The 6,269-nt window shown below is 72.4% G+C and carries 6 protein-coding genes; 2 read left to right on the plus strand and 4 right to left on the minus strand.

Annotated elements, in window-relative coordinates:
• Positions 1-2 precede the first annotated feature (2 nt).
• The 4 genes from AOK09_RS35545 to AOK09_RS35560 form a co-directional block, all read right to left on the minus strand.
• Positions 3-221 carry a hypothetical protein gene (locus AOK09_RS35545; protein WP_055591315.1) on the minus strand — a complete coding sequence of 73 codons (219 nt, stop codon included), beginning with the start codon at positions 219-221 and terminating at the stop codon, positions 3-5.
• A gap of 200 nt (positions 222-421) precedes the next feature.
• Positions 422-1,222 (minus strand): class I SAM-dependent DNA methyltransferase, encoded by an 801-nt coding sequence (locus AOK09_RS35550; protein WP_055591316.1) that lies wholly within the window; start codon positions 1,220-1,222, stop codon positions 422-424.
• A 131-nt stretch (positions 1,223-1,353) separates the two neighbouring features.
• A complete protein-coding gene (locus AOK09_RS35555) occupies positions 1,354-2,289 on the minus strand; it encodes an alpha/beta hydrolase (RefSeq protein ID WP_055591317.1) in 936 nt (311 codons plus the stop codon).
• Between the two features lie 11 nt (positions 2,290-2,300).
• On the minus strand, positions 2,301-3,284 hold the full coding sequence (locus AOK09_RS35560) for a class I SAM-dependent methyltransferase (protein ID WP_055591318.1): 984 nt from the start codon (positions 3,282-3,284) through the stop codon (positions 2,301-2,303).
• A gap of 448 nt (positions 3,285-3,732) precedes the next feature.
• On the opposite strand from AOK09_RS35560, the gene AOK09_RS35565 reads away from it, so the two are divergent.
• Both AOK09_RS35565 and AOK09_RS35570 read left to right on the plus strand, forming a co-directional pair.
• Positions 3,733-4,548, plus strand: coding sequence for a class I SAM-dependent DNA methyltransferase (locus tag AOK09_RS35565; RefSeq protein WP_055591319.1), 816 nt, complete (start codon positions 3,733-3,735; stop codon positions 4,546-4,548).
• Between the two features lie 26 nt (positions 4,549-4,574).
• Entirely contained in the window at positions 4,575-6,257 is a 1,683-nt protein-coding gene (locus AOK09_RS35570) for a carbamoyltransferase N-terminal domain-containing protein (protein ID WP_055591320.1), read from the plus strand.
• The last annotated feature ends 12 nt before the right edge of the window (positions 6,258-6,269 follow it).

The following is a 6,269-nucleotide window of genomic DNA, read 5'->3' on the forward strand; positions in this document are numbered from 1 at the left end:
GGTCAGAGCCTGGTCATCCTGGCGTAGGGGCTCATGATCCGTTCCTGGTGGGGACCGAAGTCGACGAGTACGGCGACCTCGTCCTCGACACCGACGACCCTTCCGAGGCCGAACTCGTCATGGGTGACGCGGTCGCCCAGGGCGAACTGCTTCGGGAGCGGGACGGCGGCGGGTTTGAACGGGCTGGTGGGCAGATGCCTCGGGGCAATGGGCTTCTTCATCCCCACCAGTATGTGTCACATCGGGCGCCCGGTGCGCTGACATCCCGCCCGGACCCGTCCGGGCGTACTCCGCCGTGCCCCGCCCTGCCCACGCGCGCACCCCGCCGCACCCGCGCTCGGGCGGGCGTCCGCATCCCGCGCCCGCCGCTGCGCCCGCCCCGGTGGCCGTGCCATCGGGGCGGCCCTTCCCGCGGTGGCGGCTACGCCCTGGTGAAGGCCCAGGTCTGGTAGCGCGTGGCCGCGTGGGCCGGATGGAAGGTGTAGTTGTCGTACACGGCGCCCTCGGTGAGTCCGCACTCCTGCGCGACGGCGCCGACCGTCTCCGGGTCCAGGGTGTAGAGGCGGTGCTGCTCCCTGGTCCTGGTGTAGGAGCCGTCCGGGTCCCCGGCGCGGCGCAGGAACTGGGTGTAGGTCGCGTCGCTGTAGCGGCCGTCGGCGCTGTCGGCGAAGGTCCAGACGAAGGCGAGGTCGCCGAGGTCCGCGGCCCAGACGGTGCTGCCGGCGTGATCGGCCATCATGCCCGGGGAGAGGATGTCGAAGACGAACGACCCTCCGGGCCGCAGCACCCGGGCGACCGCCTGGAACGTCGCGGCCAAGTCCTCACGGCTCGCGGTGTAGTTCAGCGCCGCTCCCGGGCTGACGACCGCGTCGAACTGCCGGTCCACCGGGATGGCGGGGAGTTCGGCGTGCACCAGCGGCACCTGCTCCCCCAGGCGCCGCCGGGCGTGCCCCAGCATGGCCTGCGACCGGTCCAGCCCGGTGACGTCGAAGCCGCGCAGGGCGAGCTGTTCCAGCATCAGGCCGGTGCCGCAGCAGATCTCCAGGACGCTGCGGACCTCGCCGGTCCGGCTCGACCAGAACTTCTGCAGGAAGTCGGCCCGTTCGGGGCGGGGCTTCTCGCCCCAGTTGGCGACGATCCAGTCGTCGAGGCGGTCATAGGCGTCGGCCATGGCGTCGTACAGGTCCGGAAGCTCCTCCGGCAGGCTGGGCTGGCCCTTCATGGCACTCTCCTGGTTCTGGTGGCTGCTTGCGGGCGGGTGGTGCGGCGCGTTTCGCGTGCGGGGGCGGCCCGCGGCGTGTCCCGGGACCGGGGCCGGCTGTGCACAGGGCCGGCCGGTGGCCCTCGCGCGCCCTAGGCGGGCTGCCAGGCCCGGCGCAGGGCGGTCGCGGCCGCCGCGCGGGTGCGGGCGGCCCGGGGGGCGACCCCGTCGAGGTAGAGCGCGGAGTGGATCATGCCCCGGCGGCGGGCGACCGTGGTGGGCACGCCTGCCGCGGCGAGCCTGGCCGCGTACATCTCGCCCTCGTCCCGCAGCGGGTCGTACTCCATGGTGATCACCGTGGCGGGGGGCAGTCCCGCCAGGTCGGGGGCGCGCAGCGGGGCGGCCTGCCAGGGCGCCCGGTGGAAGGAGCCGGCGGGCAGGCCCAGATAGGTCTGCCAGCAACGCGTCATCACCGCCCGGGTGTTGCCGTAGCCGGTGGCCAGCCGGCGGTAGGACCCGGTGTCCAGCCCGGTGTCCAGGGCGGGGCAGACCAGCAGTTGATGGGCGATGCGCGGTCCGGCCTCCCGGGCCAGCAGCGCGGTGACCGTGGCGAGGTTGGCACCGGCGCTCTCCCCCGCGACGGCCAGCCGGGCGGGGTCGGCGCCTATCGCGGCGCCGTTGGCCGCCGTCCAGCGGACGGCGGCCAAGGCGTCCTCCACCGCGGCGGGATAGGGGTGTTCGGGGGCGAGCCGGTAGCCGACGTTGAGCACGGCGGCCTTCGCCTGGACGGCCATCGCCCGGCAGACGGGGTCCGCGTAGTCGATGCTTCCGCTCATCCAGCCGCCGCCGTGGAAGTACACCACGACCGGCAGCACCCGGCCGGGTTCGGGGTGGTAGAGGCGGGCCGCGAGCGGGCCTGCGGGGGTGGACAGGATGAGGTCCCGGACCAGCGCGACGGAGGGTGCGGGGGCGCAGTAGGCGGTGAACGCCTCGATGGCGGCCCTGAACTGGGGAACCGCCAGCTCCTCGACGGGGGGCTGACCGACGAGCGTGTCCAGGAAGGCCTTCACATCCGGGTCGAGCGGCATGGTCCCCCCGTTCAGCGGTGCAGCGGCAGCAGGTTGCCGTGGATCCGGCCGACGCACCGGTCCAGGCTGCGGCCGCGGCCCGCCAGCACCCGGAAGCCGGTGGGCCGCAACCGCAGTTCCAGGGCGCGCAGTTGGTCAAGGGTGTCCAGCTCACGGACGCGGGCGCGCAGCGTGGGGGTGTCGACGAGCTCCCCGGGGTGGATGTGGCGGGTGCGGTCCGGCTCGGCTCCGGCCAGGTCGACGAAGGGGGTGCCACCGGGTGCGTAGACCCGGTCGGCGGCGAGCCAGTCCACCGGGAGTCCGGCGAACAGGCCGGGGACGTCGGCGAACCGCATGGGCTGGACGACGGGGTTGAGATAGGCGTCGGCGTCCAGGGCGTCCTGCTCGGCCTCGCTGAGCGCCAGTCCGGTCCAGCCGGCGGGGAAGCCGTACTCGCTGAGGGAGAGCCGGATGCCCAGGCTGCGGATGGTCTCCAGTCCGTCGCCGCGGCTGCCGGTGCGGCTCAGCAGCTGGACGAGTTCCCGGTCCAGCATCCGCCCGTGCTCGCCGAGGGCGTGGTACAGCCACAGGTGGAGCAGGCCCTGGTCGGCCAGGTGGGTGGTGAGCCAGCGCAGCCCGGCCTGCGGGTCGGGCAGGTGGTGGAGGACGCCGAAGCAGAGGACCAGGTCGAAGCGCCGGTCGAGGTCCAGGTCCGGCATCCGCCCGTGGACGAACTCCACATTGGTGACCTGGTGGTGCTCGGCGCGGCGGCGGGCGATCTCCAGGGAGCGGGCGCAGGCGTCGACTCCGGTGAAGTGGGCCTCGGGGTGGCTGCGGGCCAGCGCCACCAGGATGTTGCCGGTGCCGCAGCCGGCGTCCAGGATCTGCCATCCCGTCAGGCGGGTGTCGGCGAGGACGAAGGGCAGTTCTTCGGCGACGACGTCGATGAGGGGGGAGTCGTCCTCCGGTGAGGGGAACGGGAAGTTCTCATAGAGCTGCACCACATCCGTGGTCATTGCTGCCGCCTTTCTCACGCATTCTCCGGGCTGTCCGGGTCATTCCCGGAGCGCCCATTGGAATCCTAGTTCGAATGATCGAGGCCAGCAAAACATCCCCTGCCGCCGACCGTCGGCAGAGCCGATCGGGTGAGACCCCCCAGTGGTGCACATACGAACGGTTCGGGTGGGAACAAACCGGTTGTCGCGTCTCTTCGCAGGGCGTCGACGGTACGACGACGGGCCTGCACTCCCGCGCCCCTCGCCCACTTCCGCACCCTCGCCGCACACCTTCCGACGTGCGGCGACGAAGCCTGCGCCGGCGCCTGGACGGCCATTCGAGCGATCCTCGAGAAACGGGCCGGAACCATTCCACCATTTCGATCCGCCTGATATCCGTACGCGGTCGGCGGACCGTCGAACACGCCTGCGCACATTCCCGCAGAACTCATTCCACCGAGGAGCAGACATGAAAGGCCAGCCGATAACCGCTGGAATCCCCGAACCGTACGAGGCCATCTCCGACACCTATGACCGCCTGGCGGTGTGGGCCTGCGAGCACTGGGGGGAGAGCCCCCGGTACAAGATGGCCGCCTTCCTGGAGAAGGTGTGGTCGGACCACCCCGCCCCGGTGCACAGCGTGCTGGAGGTCTGCTGCGGCACCGGCCTGATGCTGGAGCAGCTGGTGCGCCGCGGCTACGCCGTGTCCGGCCTGGACCGTTCGGGTCCGATGCTCGCCCGGGCCCGGACCCGGCTGGGCTCCGACGTCCCCCTGGTGCGGTCCGAACTGCCCGAGATCCCCGGGGACCAGCAGTACGACGCCGTCATCTGCGCCGCCGCGGCACTCAACTACATGCCCGACGAGCAGACCCTCCAGCGGACGTTCGAGGCGGTCGCCCGCACCGTGCGCCCCGGCGGCTCGTTCGTCTTCGACATCCTGGCGCACCGGATGGTGGCCGACCGCTTCGGCACCAGCGTCTGGGCCGACGACCTGGGCGACCTGGCCTTCATCTGGAAGTTCCAGAACCACCCCGGCCAGTCCCACACCGACCTGGACTACACCCAGTTCCTGCGCGACGGGGACGGCCCGGACACCTACACCGTCGTCCGCGAGACCCACCGGCTGTTCGCGCTGGACCGCGAGACGGTGCGCGAACTGGCCCGCCGGGCGGGCTTCACCGACATCGCGGTGTACGACAACTACTCCTTCGAGCCGGCCGACGGCGCCACCGACTACGAGACCTGGACGCTCACCCGGGGCCAGGCCACCGACCCGCCCCGGTGACCCGCGTCCCGGAAAGGAGCTGAGCGATGCTCATCTGCGGAATGAAACTGACCCACGACGGCGCCGTCGCCCTGGTCGAGAACGGCGTACTGCTGTGCAGCATCGAGATGGAGAAGCTGGACGGCAACCCCCGCTACCAGCCGCTGGACCGCCTGGAGGTCGTCGAGGACACGCTGCGGCAGCACGGCGTGCGCCCCGCCGACGTGGACTCCTTCGTGGTGGACGGCTGGTTCGCGGCCCCGGGCGAGCAGACGCCCCTGCTGCGGGTCACCCACCACGGCCGGCCGGTGACCGTGGAGGTCGCCCCGTACTGCGAGGCGGACGCCCCCTCCCCCGTGGAGGTGCTCCACCGCTACGCCTTCGACGGACTGCCGCTGGGCGACGGCACCTTCGGCTACGCCAGCTACCACCACGGCACCCAGCACCTCCTGGGCTCGTACTGCACCAGCCCGTTCGCCGCCCGCCAGGAACCTGCGCTGGTGCTGGTGTGGGACGGCGGCACCACACCCCGGCTGTACCGGGTGGGCGTGCACCCGCTGAGCGTGCAGGCCCTGGGCCCGCTGCTGCCCGTGTACGGCAGCGCCTTCGCCGACTACTGCGCCCAGTTGGAGCCCTACCGCTCCGCCGGGCAGGAGCGGGTGAGGGCCCCCGACCACGCCGTGCCGCGCAACCTCGACGTGGCGGGCAAGGCGATGGCGTACGCGGCGCTGGGGAACGACGAACCCGGCTTCTACCCGGTCCTCGACGAGCAGTTGGCGCGTCTGCCGCTCACCTTCGACACCGGCCTGGAGCTGGCGCAGTGGATCGACCGCAACCGTGACACGGTCTGGCCGGGCGCCTCGGACGCGGACCTGATCGCCAGCTTCCAGGGGTATCTGGGCGCCAGACTGCTGACCGCCCTGCGGGAGCGGGTACGGCAGCTGCCCCCGGAGCTGCGCAGCGACAACCTCTGCCTGGCGGGCGGGTGCGCGCTCAACATCAAGTGGAACAGCGAGATCCGCTCCAGCGGGCTCTTCCGCGAGGTGTGGATCCCCCCGTTCCCCAACGACTCCGGTGCCGCCCTGGGCACCGCGGCCGCCGAGATGGTGCAGCAAGGGCTGGGCCCCCGGCTGGAGTGGGACGTCTTCAGCGGCCCCCGGCTGCGGGATCCGGGGGAGGTCCCCGGCTGGCAGTCCCGGCCCTGCGACGCCGCGGCCCTGGCGGCGGTCCTCCATGAGCGCGGCGAGCCCGTCGTGGTGCTGGAGGGACGCGCCGAACTCGGCCCCCGGGCGCTGGGGCACCGCAGCATCATCGCGCCCGCGCACGAGGCCAAGACCAAGATCCTGCTCAATGACATCAAGGGCCGGGCCCACTACCGGCCGGTCGCCCCCATCTGCCTGGAGCACCGCGCCCCCGAGGTCTTCTCCCCCGGCTGCCCCGACCCGTACATGCTCTTCGACCACGTGGTGCGACCGGACTGGACCGACCGGATCCGCGCCGTCGTCCACCTGGACGGCACCGCCCGCCTGCAGACCGTCAGCGAGCGCGGCAACCCCTTCCTGGCTCGGCTGCTCACCGAGTACGAGCGGCTCAGCGGCATCCCGGTGCTCTGCAACACCAGCGCCAACGAGAACGGCCGGGGCTTCTTCCCCGACGTGCGGGCCGCGGCGGAGTGGGGCCGGGTGGACATCCTCTGGGCCGACGGGCGGCTCTACACCCGCCGCCCCTGAAGCCCCCTGAAG

It is taken from the genome of Peterkaempfera griseoplana (assembly GCF_001418575.1).
Classification (GTDB): domain Bacteria; phylum Actinomycetota; class Actinomycetes; order Streptomycetales; family Streptomycetaceae; genus Peterkaempfera; species Peterkaempfera griseoplana.

Coding starts and splice junctions, on each gene's coding strand:
- AOK09_RS35570 (WP_055591320.1), top strand. CDS start 4,575: ATGCTCATCTGCGGAATGAAACTGACCCACGACGGCGCCGTCGCCCTG.
- AOK09_RS35550 (WP_055591316.1), bottom strand. CDS start 1,222: ATGAAGGGCCAGCCCAGCCTGCCGGAGGAGCTTCCGGACCTGTACGAC.
- AOK09_RS35555 (WP_055591317.1), bottom strand. CDS start 2,289: ATGCCGCTCGACCCGGATGTGAAGGCCTTCCTGGACACGCTCGTCGGT.
- AOK09_RS35560 (WP_055591318.1), bottom strand. CDS start 3,284: ATGACCACGGATGTGGTGCAGCTCTATGAGAACTTCCCGTTCCCCTCA.
- AOK09_RS35545 (WP_055591315.1), bottom strand. CDS start 221: ATGAAGAAGCCCATTGCCCCGAGGCATCTGCCCACCAGCCCGTTCAAA.
- AOK09_RS35565 (WP_055591319.1), top strand. CDS start 3,733: ATGAAAGGCCAGCCGATAACCGCTGGAATCCCCGAACCGTACGAGGCC.